The following is a 20543-nucleotide window of genomic DNA, read 5'->3' as shown; positions in this document are numbered from 1 at the left end:
GAAGGCCGCGCGACGAACGACCCCTGTGCAAGTTTGCTGCGAAGGAGAGACACGCCGCCGCAGGGGCCGATCATGCCCTTCCTTCGGTGGACCTTCCCGGAGGACGAATATATCTCGAATCGTCAATGTATCTTCACAAAGGAGCGATGACATGGCACTCAGGATCAACGACACCGTCCCCGACCTGACCGTCGAGACCGATCAGGGTACCTTTTCCCTGCATGACTGGATCGGCGACAGCTGGGCGATCCTCTTTTCCCATCCGAAGGACTTCACCCCCGTCTGCACGACCGAGTTCGGAGCGGTGGCGCAGCTTCATGCCGAATGGGAGAAGCGCGGGACCAAGGTCATGGGGATCTCCGTCGACAGCGTCGAGGATCACAAGAAGTGGAAGGGTGACATCGAGGCGACCTGCGGCGCGCCCGCTGGCTTTCCTATCGTTGCGGACGACAATCTCGAGATGTCGAAGGCCTTCGACATGCTACCCGCGGATGCCTACCTCCCCGACGGCCGCACGCCCGCCGACAGCGCCACCGTGCGCGTAGTCTTCATCGTCGGCCCGGACAAGAAGCTGAAGCTCAGCATGACCTACCCGATGACTGTCGGACGCAACTTCGCCGAGGTTCTGCGCGCCCTCGATGCGCTCCAGACCTCCGCGCGGGAGAATGTCGCGACGCCCGCGAACTGGACTGTTGGACAGGACGTGATCGTCCCCGTCGCGGTGTCCGACGAGGATGCCATTGCCAAATACGGCAGCATCGACACCGTCCTGCCCTACCTGCGCAAGGCAAAGCTGCCCGCCTGACCCTCCATGGCGCGCGACGGCTGGTCCGGTCTCCCGGGCCAGCCCCTCAGATGACGAGGACGGGCGTTCCCAGCGGCACGCGCGCGTAGAGATCGAGGATGTGCTCGTTCACGAGGCGCAGGCAGCCGGACGAGAAGGATCGGCCCATGGTCCAGGGCTGCGGCGTGCCGTGGATGCGATAGAGCGTATCGCGGTTGCCCCGGTAGAGATAGAGCGCCGCGGCCCCCAGGGGGTTCATCGGGTGGCCGCCGGGGAGGCCGTCGCGAAATCGGGCGTAGATTTCGGGCTCGGCCTCGATCATCGACAGGGTCGGACGCCAGGACGGCTGGATAACCTTGCGCCGGATGACGGCCGCTCCGGTAAGGGCGCGGCCCTCCGCGCCGATGGCCATGACATAGCGGATGGCCTGTCCCGGCACGTCGACCCAGTAGAGCTGATGCTGCGCATTCACGGCGTAGATCACGCCGGGCTGAAAGTCGGCCGGCACCTCGACGCGGCGCGGAAGATGACGAAGCGGCACGCGATAGTTCGAGGTGCTCAGCGTATCGGATCGGGCAGCGACAGGCACGGCCATCGTGGCCGCGGTCGCGGTGATGGCGCCCAGCAGGGCATTCCGTCGTGTCAGCATGTCGGTCCTGTTGCGAAAGACGACTCGGTCGACACAGAGCGCTACTGCCGAATTGCGGCACAGCGAGGGCAAAGCGCCCCTTTTGGCGCCATTCCGGAAACAATAACGCCGGCTGTTGCCAGCCGGCGTCACTGTCTCGAACGCGGTTCCGGGCCTCAGTGGGCGATCACGCTCGCCCCGATGCGCACGCGTTCGTAAAGGTCGATGACGTCCTCGTTGAACATCCGGATGCAGCCGTTCGTGGTGCTCATCCCGATGGTCCAGGGCTGCGGCGTACCGTGGATCCGGTAAAGGGTATCCCGCCCGCCCCGGTGCAGGTAGAGCGCCCGCGCGCCGAGCGGGTTGTCCGGACCGCCGGGCACGCCGCCCGCGAACTGCCGGTACTTCTCGGGTTCCCGCCGGATCATGTTCGCCGTGGGCGTCCACGAGGGCCATTCCGCCTTGCGGCCGATGGTCAGCGTCCCGTCGAACTGCAGGCCGAGCTCCCCGACCCCGATCTTGTAGGCCATGGCCTGGCGGCCCGGAAGGATGAAGTAGAGGTTGTGGCTGCGCCGGTAGAGATGGATATCGCCCGGCGTCAGGTCCGTGTTCAGATCGACCATCTGGCGCCGCATGTCCGGCGGGATCTGCGTCGGCGCATTGGCCAGCGCCGGAGCGGCGAGCAGCGAAGCCCCTGCGGCACCGGCCGAGGCAAGGAAACTGCGGCGGTCGATCATGGTCTTCCTCCAGAGGCAGCGGAGCGGCGTGCGGCCCGACCGGGCCGCATCCGGTCCCTTAAAGCAGGTTCACAACCGTGTTCAGGGGCACCTGGTCGTAGAGATGCACGATATGGCTGTTCACCATGCCTACGCAGCCGTTCGAGACGCTGCGTCCGATGGTCCGCGGGTTCGGCACGCCGTGGATCCGCAGGAACGTGTCGCCGCGGCCCGGCTGGAACAGGTAGAGCGCCCGCGCACCGAGCGGGTTGTCGGGACCGCCGGGCATGCCATCGGCATATTGCGCATAGTTGTGCGGCTCGCGCTCGATCATCTCATCGGTCGGCCGCCAGGAGGGCCATTCCTTCTTGGCGCCAACCGTGAAGGTCCCCGATTCGTACAGCCCGTCCCGGGCGATGCGCACGGCATAACGGATCACGGTCCCGTCGCCTTCGGGCAGGGACCAGTAGAGGCTGAACTCGTTCGGGAAGACGTGGATCGTGCCGGGCGGCAGAGGCTCCGCCAGCTTGAACATGCGCGGCATCATCTCGCGCGGGAACGCTTCGGTCTGGGCTGTCGCGGCGGCGGGCCCGAGCGCGACAGCAGCGCCGCTGGCGAGCGCGGTCGCGATGAAGGAACGACGGTTTTGCATCGGATTCACTCATTCTTGCATGGCAGGCGGGCAGAGCGGCCAAGTCTCTCCCCAAGTTAATGTACTGACTAACGGTTCAGAAAGCAAAATGGTCCCTGAAGCACGGGCTTGTGAGCGTCCTGAAAAAGTCGCGCTCCGGCTCCGGTGCCCCGATCGTCGTTCGGAAGCGGCCCCGGACATCGTCCGGTACCACCCTCGGTCTCAGAAACCGCGGATCACTCCGCCGGCTCGGCGTCCTTCGACACTTCCTGTCCCGTCTCCTGGTCGACCACCTTCATCGACAGCCGCACCTTGCCGCGGTCGTCGAAGCCCAGCAGCTTCACCCAGACTTCCTGGCCTTCCTTCAGCACGTCAGACGGATGGTTCAGCCGCCGGTTCTCGATCTGGCTGACATGCACCAGCCCGTCGCGCTTGCCGAAGAAGTTCACGAAGGCCCCGAAGTCCACGATCTTGACCACGGTGCCCTTGTAGATGCCGCCCTCCTCGGGCTCCGCCACGATCGAATAGATCATGTCGTAGGCCTTCTTGATGGCCTCGCCGTTCGGGCTCGCGATCTTGATCACGCCGTCGTCGTTGACATCGACCTTGGCACCCGAGACCTCGACGATCTCGCGGATCACTTTGCCGCCGGAACCGATCACCTCGCGGATCTTGTCAGTGGGGATCTGCATCGTCTCGATCCGCGGCGCATGGACGGAGAATTCACCGGCCGAGGAGATGGCCTTGTTCATCTCGCCGAGGATGTGCAGCCGGCCACGCTTGGCCTGTTCCAGCGCCTTCTGCATGATCTCGGGCGTGATGCCCGCGACCTTGATGTCCATCTGCAGCGAGGTGATACCCTTCTCGGTGCCCGCGACCTTGAAGTCCATGTCGCCGAGGTGATCCTCGTCGCCCAGGATGTCGGTCAGCACCGCGTAGGAGCCGTCCTCCTCGAGCACGAGGCCCATGGCGACGCCCGCGACAGGCGCGGTCAGCGGAACGCCCGCGTCCATCATCGACAGCGAGCCGCCGCAGACCGACGCCATGGAGGAAGAGCCGTTCGACTCGGTGATCTCGGACACCAGCCGGATCGTGTAGGGGAACTCCGTCGCCGGCGGCAGAACCGCCTGCAGGGCCCGCCACGCCAGCTTGCCGTGGCCGATCTCGCGCCGGCCCGGAGGTCCGACACGCCCCGCTTCGCCGACCGAGTAGGGCGGGAAGTTGTAGTGCAGAAGGAAATTCGACCGGAAATTGCCGTGCAGCGCGTCGATGATCTGCTCGTCGTCGCCGGTGCCCAGCGTGGTCACGACCAGCGCCTGGGTCTCGCCGCGGGTGAACAGCGCCGATCCGTGGGTCCGGGGCAGGATCTGCGTCTCCGCCACGATGGGCCGCACCTCGTCGAGGCCGCGCCCGTCGATCCGCTTGCCGTTCTTCACCACGTCCCCGCGCAGGACGGTGGACTCGAGCTTCTTCAGCGCGGAGCCGAGGTTCGGATCCTCCAGCTGCTCCTCGGTGAGGGCGGCCTTGATGTCGGTCTTGGCCTGGGCCACCGCTGCGGTCCGCTCCTGCTTGTCGAGGATCGCGTAGGCCGCGCGCATCTTCTCCTCGCCCGCGGCCTTCACCGCCTCGTAAAGCGCCGAGTAGTCCGGCGGCGAGAAGTCGAAGGGCTCCTTCGCGCTCTGCTCCGCGAGGTCGATGATCAGGTCGATCACCGGCTGGATCTGCTCGTGGGCGAAGGTCACCGCGCCCAGCATCTCCTCCTCGGTCAGCTCGTAGGCCTCGGACTCGACCATCATGACCGCGTCCTTGGTACCCGCCACCACGAGATCCAGCCGCTGCTCGGGGTTCGAGCGCAGGCCCTGCATGTCGTCGACGGTCGGGTTCAGAACATAGTCACCGTCCTCGAAGCCCACGCGGCAGCCCGCGATCGGCCCCATGAACGGCGCGCCGGAAATGGTCAGCGCCGCCGAGGCCGCGATCATCGCCACCATGTCGGGGTCGTTGACGAGGTCGTGGCTGAGCACCGTGCACATCACCAGCACTTCGTTCTTGAAGCCGGGGACGAAGAGCGGGCGGATCGGGCGGTCGATCAGGCGCGCGGTCAGCGTCTCCTTCTCGGTCGGCCGCGCCTCGCGCTTGAAGAAGCCGCCGGGCACCTTGCCCGCGGCATAGTATTTTTCCTGGTAATGGACAGTGAGGGGGAAGAAGTCCTGCCCCTCCTTGGCCTGCTTGGCGAAGGTCACGTTGGCCATGACGCTTGTCTCGCCGTAGGTCGCGATGACCGACCCGTCCGCCTGACGGGCAACCATGCCGGTTTCCAGTGTCAGCGTTTCCTCGCCCCACTGGATGGATTTCTTAACGACATCGAACATCTGTGTATCCTGTCTGGAGGCGCTCCGGGCGGTCCCGGTCCTCCTTTGTCAATGGCGGCCCCATTGCCGCCGACCCCTCCATCATCCCATGCGCCGGGGTCAGGGCGTCACGTCTCAGATACCGCGCTGTTAGCGGAAAACGAGGCAGGAGGAAAGCGCCCTGAGGTCGCGCCTCCCCACCCCTCCACGCCCGTGGGACGGCTCTCCAACCCACCGCAGGCCCGTAGGGTGGGTTTTCAACCCACCATAACCCCTCAAAACACCGCATGCGCCCCGCGGTCGTCCGCCACCTCCCCCGCAAGCATCCGCGCGTAGTGCTCCCGCAGGGTCTCGTTCCCGAACTCCGGCGTCGCCTCCGCGTCGTACCGCCCCCGCGCCGCATCCCAGACCAGCATCGATTCGGTCGCATAGTAATGCCCGGTGCGCGCGAACTCCGCCTTGTCCGCCGCTCGTTGAGAGACCCGTCCGGCAAGCCCCAGCACGCCGGCCACCAGGCGCAAGGCGCCGGGCGGCACGGAGCGGTAGACCGGCGCCCTGCCGGTCAGGTCGAACAGCATCGCCCCCATGTCCCGAGGTGTGAGCGCCGGCCCCGGCCCGCCCACGGGCAGGACCGCGCGGGCGCGGCTCCCCTCTGTCAGGCACCCCACGAGGTAGCGCCCGAGGTCGTCGTCCGAGATCGGCTTGCAGGCGGTCAGCCGCCCGTCCCCGAAGAGGAGATACGGTTTCCCGTCCCGCACCCGCGCGACCTGTCCCGAAAGCGACTTGAAAAAAGCCGTGGGCCTGACGATCGACCAGGTCAGCGGGCTCGACTTCAGGCGCTCTTCGAACGCCAGTTTCGCACGCTGGAACGCGAGCTTCGGCCGCTGGACGCAGATCGCCGACAGGAGCACGAATCGCTCCGCGCCCGCGTCCTCCGCCGCCGCGAGAAGGGCGACATGGGCGTCCCGGTCGATGGCCTCCGCATCGCGCGGCGCGCCGCTGCGCGACGCGAGACAGGAGATCACCGCCTCGATCCGCTCCGCCCGCATCAGCCCGGCCATGGCCTCCCCGTCCGTCGGGTCCCCCTCGACCAGCCGCAGGCCCCGCGGCAGCGTGTCCCGGACGGCCTCCGGGCGGATCACGGCGACGGCGTCATGCCCGGAGGCCACGAGCGCCCGCGCCGTCGCGCGCCCGATGGTCCCCGTTGCCCCCACAAGAAGCACCCGCATTCCGTCCCTCCAACGTCGCCCGGCCAAGCCTGCCGCCGCGGCCGCCCCGCCGCAAGCCCGGCCCGAGCGGTGAAGGCAGGACGTGAAAAAGGGTTAACGCCGAACAGGCATTAACCCTTTCCCACCTACTCCACTAAACAAAGCGGCGCCTGACCCAGCCGTCTGACGCCGCAGGGCCCCGCAGGAGCGCCGGATCTGCGCCATGGTGCTCGTGCTGACCTCGTCAAAGGGGATCTCGTCCATTCGCTCCCGCCGGCCCACCTCAAGCGCTACGGCGACGAGGTCGTCTGGCGCTGGAACCACCGCGAGCCGGCGGGCGAGAAGACCGTGCAGCGGGTCGGCCGGTCCGGCCGAGTCCGCGCCGAGACCACCACGTTCTGGAAGCCCGTGCCGGTGGTCGAGCAGATGCGTGCGCTGCTGCAAGGCACCGTGGGGCGGCAGGTCCGGCGGTCGGCGTGCAGCGAAGGGACACGGGCGTGCCGGTGAACACTACTCGGCGGGACGTTCCACGCGATCTCGCAGTCGTCACACCCCCACCTCGTGGTCCAGCCCGATCACCCACCGCTGTGCCTTCCGGCGCAGGAGCGGGAACGCGAGGGGCACTAGCCAAGGCGCGGCGCGCACCGTGCGGCCCGGCCAGGTTTCGGGCCGGGGCATCGCCATGGCATGGGTTATCTGACCGACGACGCGGTTCACGACGGGGCGTCGCAGGGCGTCGTAGCGGTCGAGCTCGCCCCGGTCGTGGAGGGCGGCAAATACATGGGCGTCCTCGATCCCGAGGTTCATGCCCCGCGCGCCGATGCCCGCATGGACATGCGCCGCGTCCCCCGCAATGTGGACGGCGCCTTTCGTGAAGCGGTCCGCCACCCGGTTTGCGATGTGGAACTCGGAGCGCCATTCGACCTCGCCTACCTTCGTCCCCGGCGGGAGCAGAGCCTCCAAGTCCGGTATGTTGCCCAGCAGGCGCCAAAGCGAGCCGCCGTGGCGGACGAGGAACAGCCCGCCCTCGGGCACGAGGAAGATCTGCGCGGCGTCCGGATCGAGGTCCGCATCGAGGGATAGGTCCAGTTCCGCGTCGATCAGGCGCCATGGCTCGTCGTAGGCGGTGCCGGGGAAGTCGATGCCCAGCGCCTTGCGGATCGTGCTGCCCGCCCCATCGGACGCGAGCACCACGGGCGCCGCAATGCGTTCCATGCCGTTCGGGCCTTCGACCTCGATCACGGCCCCCTCCGCGGAGGTCTCGACGTCCTTGGCCGTGATGCCTCGCTCGACATTGACCCCACGCTCCGCGAGCGCGTCCTCCAGGATGCGCTCGCTGTCCTCCTGCGACTGCACGAGCATAAAGGGATACCGGTGATCGACCTCGTCGAGGCGCAGCGTCGCGAGCACGCGTCCCGGGCGGCGCAGGTGCAGCCGCGTCATACGGCGGCCGTTCGCGAGGAAGCGCTCGGTGACGCCGGACGCCTCCAACAGCGCGAGCGAGCGGGCGTTCACGCCGAACGCCTTGGAATGGGTCGAGCGTTCGAGCGCCCGTTCGACGATGCGCGGGCGGTGCCCGCGATCCGCGAGGAACAGCGCGGCGGCGAGGCCCGTGGGGCCGGCACCGACGATCAGGACGTCTGGGGTGGTGTTCGGAGATGACATGCCGGCCCTATTGTTAGCAACTGCTATCAATGTGGCGGTCAAGTCGCCCGTGTCAACGCCGGAAGGCTGGTTTAGTGTGCGTCCCCATGCCAGCCGCCATCGACCCCGACCGAATCCTCGATGCCGCTCTTGCCGTCTGGCGCGAGGAGGGGTTCCGCGCCGCGACCACCCGCAAGGTCGCCGCTCGGGCAGGCGTTGGGGAGATGACGCTCTTCCGGCGTTACGGCGACAAGGGAAAGCTCATGGCGGCGGTGATGGCCCGCGAGGCCGAGCGGTTCGCGCCCGAGGCGATGACACCGACCGAGGACGTCGCGGCCGATCTACGCGCGATCGTCGCCGGATACGCCGAACTTCTTGACCGGCTGGGCTCGGTCGTCTTCGACTTTCTCCTCCACGCACCCACCGACCCCGCGCTCGCCGCGGTGCGGCCCGTTCCCCTCGCTGCCGTGGGACGTGCGGCGCAGGTGATCGCTGCGCACCAAGCTGCGGGCCGACTGCAGGGGAGCGACCCGATGGCGGCCGTGCTCGCGCTCCTCGGCCCGTCGCTCGCCGGCGCCCTGGTCGGACGCGCGCAGCCCGGAGCGATCCCTCCGTTCGATCCAGTGGACATGGTGGATCGGTTTCTCGATGGGTGGAAAACGCAGGCGCGTTGATCCGAGCGTGCCACGAGGTGCGCCCGTGGAGGACCGCACGGCGATACGGTTTGAACGTCCCGAATGGATCGAACAGCCGATCTGGAGCACGAGCGAGCGGGGGGCTAGGCCCAAACGGAACATCCGGGACGTGCGTCCACGAGCGTATTCATGTCCCGCTTTGTCTGGTGGATAGCTGGGAACGCTTTTGTCGTTTTCTGTCAGTATGTTGGCGGAGCGTCCACATGTGGACGCTCCGCCCGGCCTCAGCGGCGGATACCCAGCCGGCCGATCAGCTCCCGGTACCGGGCCTCGTCCTTGGCCTTCAGGTAGTCGAGCAGCTTCCGGCGCTGGGCGACCATCATCAGAAGGCCACGGCGCCCGTGGTTGTCCTTCTTGTGGGTCTTGAAATGCTCGGTCAGCGTCGCGATCCGGCTGGTCATGATCGCGACCTGCACCTCGGGCGACCCGGTGTCGCCGTCCTTGGTGCCGTAATCCTTGATGATCTTCGCCTTCTCGGCGGGCGTGATCGACATCGCTGTCACCTCATTGGTTCGATGGATGGGCCCAGCCGGGATGTCGTCCAGCAGGGTCCGGGAGTCGTGAAGCCCGGCGCTTACAGCAGCCGGAGCGGAAAAGCAAAGCCAAATGACAGCGGCCCCTCAGCCCTGGACGAAGCGGACCGTGCCCGCATCGAACCCGGTGACACCCGACAGCCGCACGATCATCGCCCCGTCGGCGTAGAGCAGCGTGTCCCCATCCTCCTCAGCCGTGGTCAGCTCCGGCGGTGTGTCCCCGGGGTGCAGGATCTCCAGCGCGTCCTGCTCCGGATCGAAATCCGTCACTCTCGTCTCGGTCTCGGCCGCCCCGTTGTCGGACGCGGCGATGAACAGGTCCGCCCCACCGCCGCCCGTCGCCACATCGCCCGGGCCCAGCAGGATCGTGTCGTCCCCCGCGCCGCCGTTCAGCCAGTCGAGGACATCGTCCTCTCCCCCGGACAGCGTATCGTTTCCCGCACCGCCCATCAGCGTGTCGGCCCCCGCGCCACCGTCCAGCCGGTCGTGGCCGAGCCCGCCCTCGAGCGTGTCGTTCCCCGCGCCGCCGTTCAGAGAGTCGTCGCCTTCACCGCCGACCAGCCGGTCGTCTCCCTCACCGCCCTCGAGACTGTCGTCCCCGCTGTGGCCGTAGAGTTCGTCATTGCCCGCACCACCGCCGATCAGGTCCGTTCCGCGTCCGCCGTGAAGCGTGTCGTCGCCCGCACCGCCCTCGAGGCTGTCCGCCCCGTCCTCGCCGTGAAGGTAATCGCCGCCCGCGCCGCCGAGGATCGTATCGGCGCCGCCCGCCCCGAAGATCGCATCGTCCTCGTCGGTGCCCTCGAACGTCTCGTCCGCGGAAGTGCCGGCGATCCAGGTGCCGCTTTTTTGCGGGATCACGCGGACGTGGTCCGTGACATCCGTCCCGTCGGGCAGGATCGGCGGCTCCGACGCGGGGGCAGGTACCTCGGGCCGATCCTCCTGTGCGCCGGAGCCAAGGTCGAGGACCGGGTCTTCCTGGCTGCTTCGCAAGACCACCGTGCCCTCGCCCTCGGCCGAGGCGGCCTCGACATCCCACAGGTCCGGAACCCGCACGACCTCGCCCCCGACGGAGTCCTCCAGCATGGCCTTCGGCGCGCCGTCCTCCTCGTCCGGGCTGCCGATGGCACCGTCGCTGTCTTGCGCCGCGTCGGTCCTGCCGGCGAACGGATCGAGCAGAAGGCCGCCGATGAGTGCCATGCCGAGGAGGCCGAGCATGCCGATCATGAAGTCGTTCCGTGACAGGGAGCGCCCGCACGGAGGCAGGCCGTTCCGGCGGACGATATCATGTGCCGGACCGGTGTCCGAAAGGAATCGGATGCGGAGGTTAACGGATCTGCGCGGAGGGCGGATCGGTCCAGGCTGCCGGCTGAACGGCATATCCGACGTAGAGGGGATGCCGTGGGTGCCCCTCCCGGGTCAGGCCGAAGTGATGGAGCGGATGTCCGCTCGCGCCCAGCAGCCGCGCGACCTTCTGCCCCCGGTCGAGATAGGCGCCGTGAGTGCCCCAGGCGCAGACGATCCGGTCCGCCGTCCCGGCCCGAACCCATTCGGTTGCGCTCATTGCGATAGCGGCATCGTTATCGGGCCCCACCGGGTCCGCGACTTGACGGAGGACCCTGGGATCGGTCGCGCGCCATGCAAAGATGTTGGTGACGCGAAACGCGCCGAAACCCAGCGTCCGCGCCCGTCGCTCGCATCGTTCGACCGTGGGGTCGTTCTGCACCTCGGTCGCAGTGGAGGGGTTCAGCATCACGAACAGCGCCCGCGCGCCCGCAGGGGTCCAGGTTCGGGTCAGAAGATAGCGATAGGACTCGCAGGGCGAATAGACCGCGACGGACGCGGCATCGCCCTTCTGGTGGCTGCGCTCGATCATGGCGCGGCTCTAGCGCGGGCAGTGTCGCATGGAAACCCGTCGGACGCGGGAACGCGGCTCAGGTGTGGAACACGCGCGAAGGATGCAGGTCTCCGCCCTTCCAGCGTCCGACGGCGATGGCACGGCCGTCATGGCTGGCCCAGCATTCCTCGCCGTATTCCAGGCCGGTCCCGATGACAGGGGCGGGGTTCCCGTTCTTCAGCCGTCCGACGCTTTCCGCCGGGCAGCGCGCCTCCGGCAGGTCGAAGAGACCGTCTTCCAGCGGCAGGAGCAGGGCGTCGAGCGCCTCGGGGTCTCCGGCCTCCTCGATCCGCGCGAGGCTGACGCCGTCCTCCTCGGCATCGAACGGCCCGGACCAGAGTCTCCGCAGCGTTTCGACATGACCGAGGCACCCGAGGGCACGCCCGAGATCGCGGGCGATGGCGCGAACATAGCCGCCCTTGCCGCAGGTCAGTTCCAGTTCGACGAGATCCTCGGACGGCCGCCCGGTCAGCAACAGCTCCTCGACCCAGAGCGGCCGCGACGCCAGTGTCAGCTCCTCGCCTTCGCGGGCGCGCTTGTAGGCCCGCTCGCCGTCGATCTTCACCGCCGAGAAGGCGGGGGGGACCTGTTCGATCTCGCCGATGAAGGCCGAGATCGCCGCCTTGATCGCCGCATCATCGGGACGCAGGTCGGAGGTCCGGACCACCTCGCCCTCGGCATCGTCGGTGTTGGTCTCGGCCCCCAGCCGGACGGTGAAGCGGTAGGCCTTCATCGCGTCGGTGACGTAGGGAACGGTCTTCGTGGCCTCGCCGAAGGCGATCGCAAGGACCCCCGTCGCCGCGGGGTCGAGCGTGCCGGCATGGCCTGCCTTCCGGGCGTCGAAGGCGCGGCGCACCTTGTTGACCACATCGGCCGAGGTGAGGCCCGCGGGCTTGTCCACCACCAGCCAGCCGGAAATGTCGCGCCCCTTGCGCCGCCGTGCCATGTCTCGCCTCCGCCTGTCAGGAAGCCGGGCTGCTAGCCTCCGGGGACGGGACGGTCAAGAACTCCGACGATGGGGCCCATGGCCCAGCCCGGATCGGACCGGTCGATTCCGGGTGCGTGCAGCCGACTGATCTTGCCGTCGAAATAGAGCGCGTCGTCCAGCCCCAGCCCGTCCCGGAAGAAGGTGGCGAAGTCGTGAAAGTTCACCGCCTCCTCGGAGATCGCGAAAACCACGCGGTCGCCCTCCGCCGACGTTCCCACGCCATTGCGGATGAACCGGCTGTCGGAGCCTTCTATGAACCGCGGATGCAGCGCACCGTCGATCACCAGCATCGGACCCGACTGCGTGGCATGGGTGCAGTCCGGAGGTGCCGCGATAAAGGCGCGGGTCTCGATCACCCTCGCCCGGTCCATCTCGATGCAGAAGACGCCGTTGGGCAGCATTCCGAAGTTGCCGGGACCGGCATTGGGGATCACCCGCATCGTCTCGCGCCCGTCCTCGACGTAATGGCCCACCGGGGAGAGGTCGTCGTGGTACATGCCCGCGTTCATGGCAAAGGCCAGCCGGCCGTGCTCGCTCTCGACCGCGCGGAAGTTGCGGAACGGCGTGCCTTGCGCATCCTTGTGGAAGAGACGCAGCGGCTCCGAGGCCGGGTCCACCTCGCAGATCGTGAAGGATCTGCCGCGCCAGTCCGCCTCCCGGCAGTCAACGGCCCCGACCTGCGATGGAAGCAGGAGAGCGGCGGCGATCGCCGCGCGGGCGATCATTCCGTGACATCCCGGCTGACCTTCGGGTCGGCGAAGAGCTCGCGTGCCTCGTCGATCCTGTCGAAGGTCTCGTCCGCGCGAAACCGCAGCTCCGGTGCGAACTTCAGGGTCAGAGCCTTGCCGACCACCCGCCGAAGCTCTCCCCGGTTGCGGTTGAGCGCTTCGAGCACGACCTCGACGTCGCGCCCGCCCAACGGCAGGACGAAGGCCGTGGCCACCTTGAGATCGGGCGAGGTGCGCACCTCGCCCACGGTGATCGAGCGGCCCGAGAGGTCCGGATCGTGGATGTCGCCGCGCATCAGCACGTCCGACAGGGTGCGCCGGATCAGCTCTCCCACGCGCAGCTGACGCTGCGAGGGGCCTTCATTGTGTCTATGCTTCGCCATGAGCGCGATGTAAGCCCTGCGGGATGTGAAGAAAAGGATGCCGTAGAGCCGGAAAGGACTGTGATGGAGGAGACCCCCGGGATCGTGATCACCGGCGCCTCCGGGCGGATGGGGCAGATGCTTGTGCGCGAAGTCACGGCGTCCAGCGAGTGCCGCCTTGTCGGCGCGCTCGAACGCGAAGGCCATCCTTGGATCGGACGCGACGTGGGCGAGGCGATGGGCGGCGCGGCCCTGGGCGTCACGGTGACCGATGACGCGCTCGAGGCCTTCGCGACGGCGCAGGCGGTGATCGACTTCACCGCGCCTGCGGCGACGGTCGCCTTCGCCGGCCTCGCGGCCCAGGCCCGCGCGGTGCATGTCATCGGCACGACGGGTCTGTCGTCCGAGGACCTTGCCGCGATCGCCGCCGCTGCGCGCCACGCACCGATCGTCCGCGCCGGGAACATGTCGCTCGGCGTCAATCTGCTGGTCGCACTGACGCGACGCGTGGCGGAGGCCCTGGGGGAGGGGTTCGACATCGAGATCGTCGAGGCGCATCATTCGCGCAAGGTCGACGCCCCCTCCGGAACCGCCCTGATGCTGGGAGAGGCCGCGGCGGAGGGCCGGGGTGTGTTGCTCGAGGATGTTGCCGATCGCGGACGGGACGGCATGACCGGCGCGCGCAGGCCAGGTGCCATCGGCTTCGCCGCCGTGCGCGGCGGGGATATCGTGGGCGAGCATGACGTCCTCTTCGCCGGACCGGGAGAGCGGATCGTGCTGCGGCACGTGGCCACCGACCGGGCCATCTTTGCCCGTGGCGCGGTGCGGGCGGCGCTCTGGGGGCAGGACCGCGCACCGGGCGAGTATTCGATGATCGACGTCCTCGGCCTGTGACCGGATGAACCGAAATGGCCATCGGGACGTAGACAAGGCATGACCCGGTTATTCAGCCTCCTCGCACTCGCCTTAGTCATCGCCTCGCCCGCCGCGGCGGATTTCTCGCCGATCCGCGACCGGGGCGTGTTCCTGTCCACAGTTGAGGGCCGGACGCTCGCGATCCCGCTCTTTGGCATTTCCCTTGCAGTCGGCGCAGATGGCAGCATCGGCGGGACGGCGCAGGGCGAACAGGTGACGGGAAGCTGGAGCTGGCAGGATGGCTATTTCTGCCGGACTCTGTCTTGGGGCAGCCGATCATGGCCGCAGAACTGCCAGCTCGTGGAGGTGGACGGCTCCCGGCTGCGGTTCACGGCTGACCAGGGTCAGGGGGACACTGCCCGCTTCACGATCCGTTGAGGGCGCGCGTTCGCTGGTCAGAAGTCTATCGCGAGCCCCTTTCTTTCCCAGTCGCCATAGCGCACCGGCTCCGGACCGTCACGTCCGCCCAGCTCCACCGGCAGCGTCTCGTCCCTGGCTGCCTTGCGCCGCGCCTCCGCTTCGGCCAGCGCGCGTTGCGCCGCGGGGGGGAGCTCTCTTTCGGTGTCGGACATGCGGTCTCCTCCGGCTTGTCGTGCGTTCCATCCCGATATACGCCGCCGACGCCCGCCAACAAGGAGCGCCAGCTTGGCCGAGACCTCTGATCGCAAGGGCCTTGCGCCCCGCCGCGCCGCCCTCGCCCTGGTGCGCGATGTGACCGAACGGGGGCGGATGCTCTACGAGGACACGCCCGTCCTGGCCGGGCTCGCGCCACAGGAGAGGGCCCGCGCGATGCGGCTCGCGGGTGAGGCGCTGCGGCAGGCGGCCCGGGCGGATCGGGTGCTGAAACCCCATCTCGCCCGCAGGCCGCCGCCGGCGGCTCTGGCGATCCTGCGGCTCGCGACGGTGGAGTTCGCGCAGGGGGCCGCCGCCCATGGCGTGGTGGATGCCTGGGTGGAGGTCGCTGGCCAGTCACAACGCACCGCCTCGTTCCGGGGCCTTGTCAACGCGGTCTTGCGCAAGCTGGAGGGGCTGACGCCGGAGGACTGGGAGAAGCTGCCCGTCCCGACTCTGCCGCGCTGGCTGCGCCGCCCATTGGTTGACGCCTGGGGTGACAGGGCGGTGCAGCGGATCGAGGACGCGCATGTGCGCGGGGCGCCGCTCGATCTGACTCCGCGGTCGGACGTTGATGCAGAGGCACTGGCTGCCGAGATAGGCGCCACGGTTCTGCCCACGGGGAGCCTGCGCCACACGGGCGCCGCACAGGTCACGGCCCTGCCTGGCTTTGCCGAGGGCAGGTTCTGGGTGCAGGACGCCGCCGCGGCCCTGCCCGTGCGCCTGCTGGCGCCGGCCAAGGGTGAGCGCGTGCTCGACCTGTGCGCCGCGCCGGGGGGCAAGACGCTGCAACTCGCCGCTGCGGGGGCGGAGGTCACCGCGCTCGACCTGAGCGAGGCGAGGCTGGCGCGGGTCGCCGAGAACCTCGGGCGATGCGACCTTGCCGCACAGATCGTGGCAGGCGATGCACTGCGATACGAGGAGCGCGGATGGGATGCCGTCTGCCTCGATGCGCCCTGTTCGGCGACCGGCACGATCCGCCGTCATCCCGACCTGCCCGTCGCACGCGACGGTGCCGGGATCGACGAACTGATCGTCCAGCAGGCGCAGTTGATCGACCATGCCCTGACCCTGCTGAAGCCCGGCGGGCGGCTCCTTTACTGCACCTGTTCGCTGATTCCCGACGAGGGCGAGGTCCAGGTCGAGGAGGCGCTTCTGCGACATCCCGGCCTTGCCATGGCGCCGCTGCCCGAAGCCGCCTGGATCGACCCCGAATGGGCCGCGCCCGAGGGAGGACTGAGGACGCGACCCGATCACTGGTCCGAGCGCGGCGGCATGGATGGCTTCTTCATGGCGGTGCTGATCAAGGCCGCGTGACAGGGCAGGGCATCTTGGCTATCCTGTCGTCAATGAAAGAAGGGGAGGATGTCCCCCTGTTCGAGGCAGCAGACGTGGACGCGACCCGCCGCGGAACCGGGCGCTTTCGGCGCCTCGCCGACAGCACCGCAGCCTGGAGGGCGGCGCGCAAGTCGCGGGCTGCGGGCTTTCTGCGTGCGCCAGAGCCTCGTCTGGTGGGCGATTTCGTCCAGGGACGCAGGCTCGTGTCGGGCACCGGTCTCTTCGCGAGCCAGATCGTCAGCCTCGGGCCGGATCAGTCGCTCTGGGATGTCACGGCAGAGAATGACGACGCCGCTGCGGCGATGCACGGGTTCGGGTGGCTCGACGACCTGGTGGCGGCGGGGGACGGCCGGGCGCGACTGACGGCCTGCGCCTGGGTTCGTGACTGGGACAGGCATTTCGGAGGGGGACGCGGACCGGGCTGGACACCACAGCTCGCGGGCCGGCGGGCGCTGCGTCTTGCAGCCCATGCGCAGTTCCTCCTCAGGTCCCAGCCGCAGAAGGAGAGCGACCGTCTGACACGGATGATGTCGGGCCATGCACACTATCTCGGGCGGCGCGCACGCAGGGCGGACCCCGGTCTGCCGCGGTTCGAGGCCCTTGCCGGGCTGGTCGTCGCAGGGCTCCTGCTTCGCGGTCACCGGGAGTTGGCGGCGCCGGGCGTTCTTGCTCTGGCGGAGCATTGCGACGAGGCGATCGAGGCCGACGGCGGGCTTGCGTCGCGAAAGCCTTCCGACATGCTTGAAGCGCTGCTTCTGCTCAATGCCTGCGCGGAGACCCTGGAGGACGGGGGGTTCACCGTGCCCCCGCAGGTGTCGGCAGCACGAAGCAGGCTCGCGCCCGCGTTGCGCGCGCTGCGCCATGCGGACGGAGGCCTTGCGCGGTTCCACGGCGGCGCGCGGACGGCGGAAGGTGATCTCGACGCCGCGCTGGCCGCCTCGGGCGTGCGGGAGAGACCCGAGCCAGAGAGGCTTCCTGCAGGATATGCGCGCCTCGCGGCCGGACGGACGACGCTGATCGCGGATGTCTCCGTGCCTCCGCGCGGGGCAGAGGCCCAAGCCTCGCTTCTCGCGTTCGAGCTGACATCGGGACGCAGGCCGGTCATCGTGGGGGCGGGGCCGGCTACCGGTCTCGGCATGGCTTGGCACCGCGCCGCGCGCGAAGCGGCGAGCCACTCGGGGCTTTGCCTCGACGACCGGTCGCCGGGACGTCTGACACCTACGGGGATCGTGCCGCCGCCCAGCGAAGTCCAGGCGCGGATCATCCGCGGCGACGACCATCTGCGCCTCGAATCCGCCCATGACGGCTATCGCGCCGACTACGGCCTGACCCATGCGCGGACACTCGATCTGGCGCTCGACGGGCGGATGGTCGCGGGCGAGGACGTCATCACGACGCTCGACGAACGGGATCGCGCTGTGTTCGAAGCGGCGCTGGCCCGCTCGCCTTTCCGGGGCGTGCCCTTCGACATCCGGTTCCACCTGCATCCCGACGTGGTCACCGAGGCCGACACGGATGGCGCCTCGGTGCGGCTGCGCCTCGCATCGGGCGAGGTCTGGGTGCTCAGTCGGGACGGCTCGTCGGGCGTGACGCTGGACAGGTCCGTATACATGGAGATCGGTCAGCTTCGCCCGCGGCCGTCACGGCAGGTGGTTTTATCCGGCTTCGCGGTGGCGTATGCGACGCGCGTCCGCTGGTTTCTGGCCAAGTCGCAGGAGACTCCGGTCGCGCTGCGCGACCTGGTACAGGCACCGTTCGCCGCGGAGATGGAAAGCGAGGAAGTTCCATGACCGATGTCGTCCCCTTGAGCCGCGCGCTGATCTCCGTCTCCGACAAGTCGGGTCTGATCGAACTGGCGACGGAACTCGAGGCCGCGGGGGTGGAGCTTCTCTCCACGGGAGGCTCTGCCGGTATGCTGCGCGATGCGGGTCTGACGGTGCGCGACGTGGCCGATGTCACGGGCCATCCCGAGATCATGGGGGGGCGGGTCAAGACCCTGCATCCGCGCATCCACGGGGGGCTTCTCGCGCTGCGCGACGATCCCGGGCACCAGGCTGCTATGGAGGAGCACGGGATCGAGCCGATCGACCTCCTGATCGTCAACCTCTACCCCTTCGAGGAGACCGTCGCCGCGGGCGCCGACGCCGCGGAGATCATCGAGAACATCGACATCGGCGGTCCCGCGATGATCCGCGCGGGCGCCAAGACCAATGCCCATGTCGCCGTGGTCACCGACCCGGCCGATTACGCGGACCTTCTCGGGGAGATGAGGCGCACCGGCGGCGGCACGGGGGCCGAGTTCCGCGCGCGCATGGCGCTCGCGGCTTTCGGGCGGACCGCGGCCTACGACACCGCCGTGGCGACCTGGATGGCCCGGCACACCGGCGCTGAAACGCCCCCCTGGCGCACTCTGGGCGGCAAGCTGCGCCAGCGACTGCGCTATGGCGAGAACCCGCACCAGCGCGCCGCCTTTTATGTGGACGGCTCGAACCGTCCGGGCGTCGCGACCGCCGAGCAGCTCCAGGGCAAGGAGCTGAGCTACAACAACATCAACGACACCGATGCAGCCTATGAGCTGGTGTCAGAATTCCTGCCCGCGGGCGGGGCGGCCTGCGTCATCGTCAAGCACGCCAATCCCTGCGGCGTCGCGCGGGGGGCGACGCTCGCCGAGGCCTACCGCCGGGCCTACGACTGCGACCGCACCTCGGCCTTCGGCGGGATTGTGGCGCTGAACGCGGCGGTGGATGCCGAGACCGCGCAGGCGATCAGCGAGATCTTCACCGAGGTGGTCATCGCCCCCGCCTTTCACAACGACGCGAGAGACATCTTCGCCGCAAAGAAGAACGTGCGCCTGCTGAAGGCGCCGGGCCTCGCCAACATGGCCGAACCGGGGCTGGAAATGCGCCCTGTCACGGGCGGGTTCCTCGTGCAGGACCGCGACACAGGGACACTCGATGCGGCCGATATCCGGATCGTCACGAAGGTCGCGCCAACAGAGTCCCAGATGGCGGACCTTCTGTTCGCATGGACCGTGGCGAAGCACGTCAAGTCGAACGCCATCGTCTACGCGAAGGACGGCGCCACCGTGGGCATCGGCGCGGGGCAGATGAGCCGGATCGATTCCACACGCATCGCCGCGCGCAAGGCCGAGGACATGGCCGAGGCCCTGGGCTTGCCCGAGGCGCCCACCCGGGGATCGGTCGTGGCCTCCGACGCGTTCTTCCCCTTCGCCGACGGTCTTCTGACCGCAGCCGAGGCGGGGGCCGTGGCGGTGATCCAGCCCGGCGGATCGGTCCGCGACGAAGAGGTGATCGCGGCCGCCGACACGGCTGGTATCGCCATGGTCTTCACCGGCATGCGCCATTTCAGGCATTAGGGGAGTCCGGGGATGCGCCTGACCTACTGGACCGCCTTCTGTGTCTTCGTCGTGGACCAGGCCACGAAATGGCTCGTGGTGCACTGGCTCGACCTCAGGTCCGTCGCGGTGATCGACGTCTGGCCGCCGTTCTTCACCCTGAGGATGGCCTGGAACCGCGGTGTCAACTTCGGGCTCTTCGCCGACTTCGACGCGCGGTGGCTTCTGGTGGCGATCGCGCTCGGCGTCACAGCCTTCGTCCTCTACTGGATCAACCGGGAGGGCGGCGGCCGGCCTGCCCTGATCTCCGCGGGCCTGCTGGTGGGCGGTGCTGTCGGGAACGTGGTCGACCGCATCCTCTACGGCGCGGTTGCGGATTTCATCAACATGTCCTGCTGCGGCATCGTTAATCCTTTCGCCTTCAACGTGGCGGATGTGGGGGTGTTCGCCGGCGCCCTTGGCCTTGTGTTCTTCGCGGGACGCGACGAAGGCGGTGGCAAGGACCGGAGAAAGAGGACGTGACGGGGTGCGGCCCTTGCGCTAGACCTTGCGCCCGAACCTGCCGGAGGTCTCGATGATCCGCGCCGCACTGTACTGCCTCGTCTGTCTCGCCCTGTCCGCCTGCGCCGGTCAGAATGTCGGACTGCGTGACCTTTCGACGAACGGGGCCGGCCCGGACGAATTCTCCGTGTTGCCGACCCAGCCGCTGGTGATCCCGGACAACCTGTCGGTCTTGCCTCCCCCGACGCCGGGCGGCGTGAACCGGACGGACCGCAATCCCCGTGGCGAGGCCATCGCGGCACTCGGGGGCCAACCTGCCGCGGCCTTCGCTGGCGGCGTTCCGGCCTCCGACGCGGCGCTGGTGGCCACGGCAGGGCGGTTCGGCGTCCCTTCCGATATCCGCAGCACGCTCGCGACCGAGGATGCGCAGTTTCGCAGCCGCCGCAGCGGGTTCGGCGCGGGAATCTTCGGCGGCGACCGGTACTTCCAGGCCTACGCTCCGCTGGCGCTCGACGCGCGCACGGAACTCGGCCGGTTCCGGCAGGCCGGGGTGCCGGTGCCTTCGGCGCCACCGGCCCGGTAAAGCGCCCCTCACAAGCCCGTTGCCGAACTTGCGGATTGCGTGACGGGCCATACCTCTGACCGGTCGTAACAGGCGAG

General features: G+C 68.6%; 22 protein-coding genes. 9 read left to right on the top strand and 13 right to left on the bottom strand.

Annotated elements, in window-relative coordinates; translation table 11 throughout:
• Positions 1-151 precede the first annotated feature (151 nt).
• The gene (locus EAT49_RS06065; RefSeq protein WP_123641414.1) at positions 152-805 is read left to right on the top strand and encodes a peroxiredoxin; all 654 of its coding nucleotides are present in this window, start codon (positions 152-154) and stop codon (positions 803-805) included.
• A gap of 46 nt (positions 806-851) precedes the next feature.
• Here EAT49_RS06065 and EAT49_RS06060 read toward each other — a convergent pair whose 3' ends face one another.
• The 6 genes from EAT49_RS06060 to EAT49_RS06035 all read right to left on the bottom strand — a co-directional run bounded on the left by EAT49_RS06060 (position 852) and on the right by EAT49_RS06035 (position 7983).
• Complete coding sequence (locus EAT49_RS06060) at positions 852-1433, bottom strand: L,D-transpeptidase (protein ID WP_123641413.1); 582 nt, start codon at positions 1431-1433, stop codon at positions 852-854.
• A gap of 155 nt (positions 1434-1588) precedes the next feature.
• Positions 1589-2149, bottom strand: a complete 561-nt coding sequence (locus EAT49_RS06055; RefSeq protein WP_123641412.1) for a L,D-transpeptidase — start codon at positions 2147-2149, stop codon at positions 1589-1591.
• Between the two features lie 58 nt (positions 2150-2207).
• Complete coding sequence (locus EAT49_RS06050; protein WP_123641411.1) at positions 2208-2780, bottom strand: L,D-transpeptidase; 573 nt, start codon at positions 2778-2780, stop codon at positions 2208-2210.
• Positions 2781-2995: 215 nt separating this feature from the next.
• Positions 2996-5131, bottom strand: a complete 2136-nt coding sequence (gene pnp, locus EAT49_RS06045) for a polyribonucleotide nucleotidyltransferase (protein ID WP_123641410.1) — start codon at positions 5129-5131, stop codon at positions 2996-2998.
• A gap of 254 nt (positions 5132-5385) precedes the next feature.
• Positions 5386-6339, bottom strand: a complete 954-nt coding sequence (locus EAT49_RS06040; protein ID WP_123641409.1) for an NAD(P)H-binding protein — start codon at positions 6337-6339, stop codon at positions 5386-5388.
• 525 nt (positions 6340-6864) lie between these two features.
• Positions 6865-7983 carry an FAD-dependent oxidoreductase gene (locus EAT49_RS06035; protein WP_123641408.1) on the bottom strand — a complete coding sequence of 373 codons (1119 nt, stop codon included), beginning with the start codon at positions 7981-7983 and terminating at the stop codon, positions 6865-6867.
• Positions 7984-8069: 86 nt separating this feature from the next.
• On the opposite strand from EAT49_RS06035, the gene EAT49_RS06030 reads away from it, so the two are divergent.
• Positions 8070-8636 carry a TetR/AcrR family transcriptional regulator gene (locus EAT49_RS06030; protein WP_185020673.1) on the top strand — a complete coding sequence of 189 codons (567 nt, stop codon included), beginning with the start codon at positions 8070-8072 and terminating at the stop codon, positions 8634-8636.
• A gap of 245 nt (positions 8637-8881) precedes the next feature.
• Here the strand turns inward: EAT49_RS06030 and rpsO are convergent, their stop codons facing one another.
• The 6 genes from rpsO to rbfA all read right to left on the bottom strand — a co-directional run bounded on the left by rpsO (position 8882) and on the right by rbfA (position 13183).
• Positions 8882-9151 (bottom strand): 30S ribosomal protein S15, encoded by a 270-nt coding sequence (rpsO, locus tag EAT49_RS06025; protein WP_123641406.1) that lies wholly within the window; start codon positions 9149-9151, stop codon positions 8882-8884.
• A 126-nt stretch (positions 9152-9277) separates the two neighbouring features.
• Positions 9278-10414 (bottom strand): calcium-binding protein, encoded by a 1137-nt coding sequence (locus tag EAT49_RS06020; protein WP_123641405.1) that lies wholly within the window; start codon positions 10412-10414, stop codon positions 9278-9280.
• 100 nt (positions 10415-10514) lie between these two features.
• Entirely contained in the window at positions 10515-11063 is a 549-nt protein-coding gene (locus EAT49_RS06015; protein WP_123641404.1) for a DUF1643 domain-containing protein, read from the bottom strand.
• 58 nt (positions 11064-11121) lie between these two features.
• Entirely contained in the window at positions 11122-12030 is a 909-nt protein-coding gene (gene truB / locus EAT49_RS06010; RefSeq protein ID WP_123641403.1) for a tRNA pseudouridine(55) synthase TruB, read from the bottom strand.
• Positions 12031-12062: 32 nt separating this feature from the next.
• Positions 12063-12797: a phosphodiester glycosidase family protein gene (locus EAT49_RS06005; protein WP_123641402.1), complete on the bottom strand. Its 735-nt coding sequence runs from the start codon at positions 12795-12797 to the stop codon at positions 12063-12065.
• Positions 12794-13183 (bottom strand): 30S ribosome-binding factor RbfA, encoded by a 390-nt coding sequence (gene rbfA, locus EAT49_RS06000; RefSeq protein ID WP_123641401.1) that lies wholly within the window; start codon positions 13181-13183, stop codon positions 12794-12796. Before rbfA ends, EAT49_RS06005 begins: the two co-directional genes overlap by 4 nt.
• A gap of 63 nt (positions 13184-13246) precedes the next feature.
• On the opposite strand from rbfA, the gene dapB reads away from it, so the two are divergent.
• Both dapB and EAT49_RS05990 read left to right on the top strand, forming a co-directional pair.
• Positions 13247-14056 carry a 4-hydroxy-tetrahydrodipicolinate reductase gene (dapB, locus tag EAT49_RS05995; RefSeq protein ID WP_123641400.1) on the top strand — a complete coding sequence of 270 codons (810 nt, stop codon included), beginning with the start codon at positions 13247-13249 and terminating at the stop codon, positions 14054-14056.
• 39 nt (positions 14057-14095) lie between these two features.
• Positions 14096-14455 carry a dihydrodipicolinate reductase gene (locus EAT49_RS05990; protein ID WP_123641399.1) on the top strand — a complete coding sequence of 120 codons (360 nt, stop codon included), beginning with the start codon at positions 14096-14098 and terminating at the stop codon, positions 14453-14455.
• A gap of 17 nt (positions 14456-14472) precedes the next feature.
• Here the strand turns inward: EAT49_RS05990 and EAT49_RS05985 are convergent, their stop codons facing one another.
• Positions 14473-14649 carry a DUF1674 domain-containing protein gene (locus EAT49_RS05985; protein WP_123641398.1) on the bottom strand — a complete coding sequence of 59 codons (177 nt, stop codon included), beginning with the start codon at positions 14647-14649 and terminating at the stop codon, positions 14473-14475.
• 73 nt (positions 14650-14722) lie between these two features.
• Between EAT49_RS05985 and EAT49_RS05980 the strand changes: the two genes are divergently transcribed.
• The 5 genes from EAT49_RS05980 (at position 14723) to EAT49_RS05960 (ending at position 20466) form a co-directional block, all read left to right on the top strand.
• Positions 14723-16006 carry an RsmB/NOP family class I SAM-dependent RNA methyltransferase gene (locus tag EAT49_RS05980; RefSeq protein ID WP_246003776.1) on the top strand — a complete coding sequence of 428 codons (1284 nt, stop codon included), beginning with the start codon at positions 14723-14725 and terminating at the stop codon, positions 16004-16006.
• Between the two features lie 194 nt (positions 16007-16200).
• A complete protein-coding gene (locus EAT49_RS05975; RefSeq protein ID WP_246003775.1) occupies positions 16201-17817 on the top strand; it encodes a heparinase II/III family protein in 1617 nt (538 codons plus the stop codon).
• A complete protein-coding gene (purH, locus tag EAT49_RS05970; protein ID WP_123641395.1) occupies positions 17814-19403 on the top strand; it encodes a bifunctional phosphoribosylaminoimidazolecarboxamide formyltransferase/IMP cyclohydrolase in 1590 nt (529 codons plus the stop codon). The genes EAT49_RS05975 and purH overlap by 4 nt, the downstream gene beginning before the upstream one ends.
• Before the next feature lie 12 nt (positions 19404-19415).
• Complete coding sequence (lspA, locus tag EAT49_RS05965; RefSeq protein ID WP_123641394.1) at positions 19416-19904, top strand: signal peptidase II; 489 nt, start codon at positions 19416-19418, stop codon at positions 19902-19904.
• A 52-nt stretch (positions 19905-19956) separates the two neighbouring features.
• A complete protein-coding gene (locus EAT49_RS05960; RefSeq protein WP_123641393.1) occupies positions 19957-20466 on the top strand; it encodes a DUF3035 domain-containing protein in 510 nt (169 codons plus the stop codon).
• Positions 20467-20543: the final 77 nt, after the last annotated feature.

The organism is Histidinibacterium lentulum, assembly GCF_003789055.1.
GTDB lineage: Bacteria > Pseudomonadota > Alphaproteobacteria > Rhodobacterales > Rhodobacteraceae > Oceanicola > Oceanicola lentulus.
Note: the sequence above shows the minus strand (reverse complement) of the source record. Positions and strands in the feature narration are given on the sequence as shown.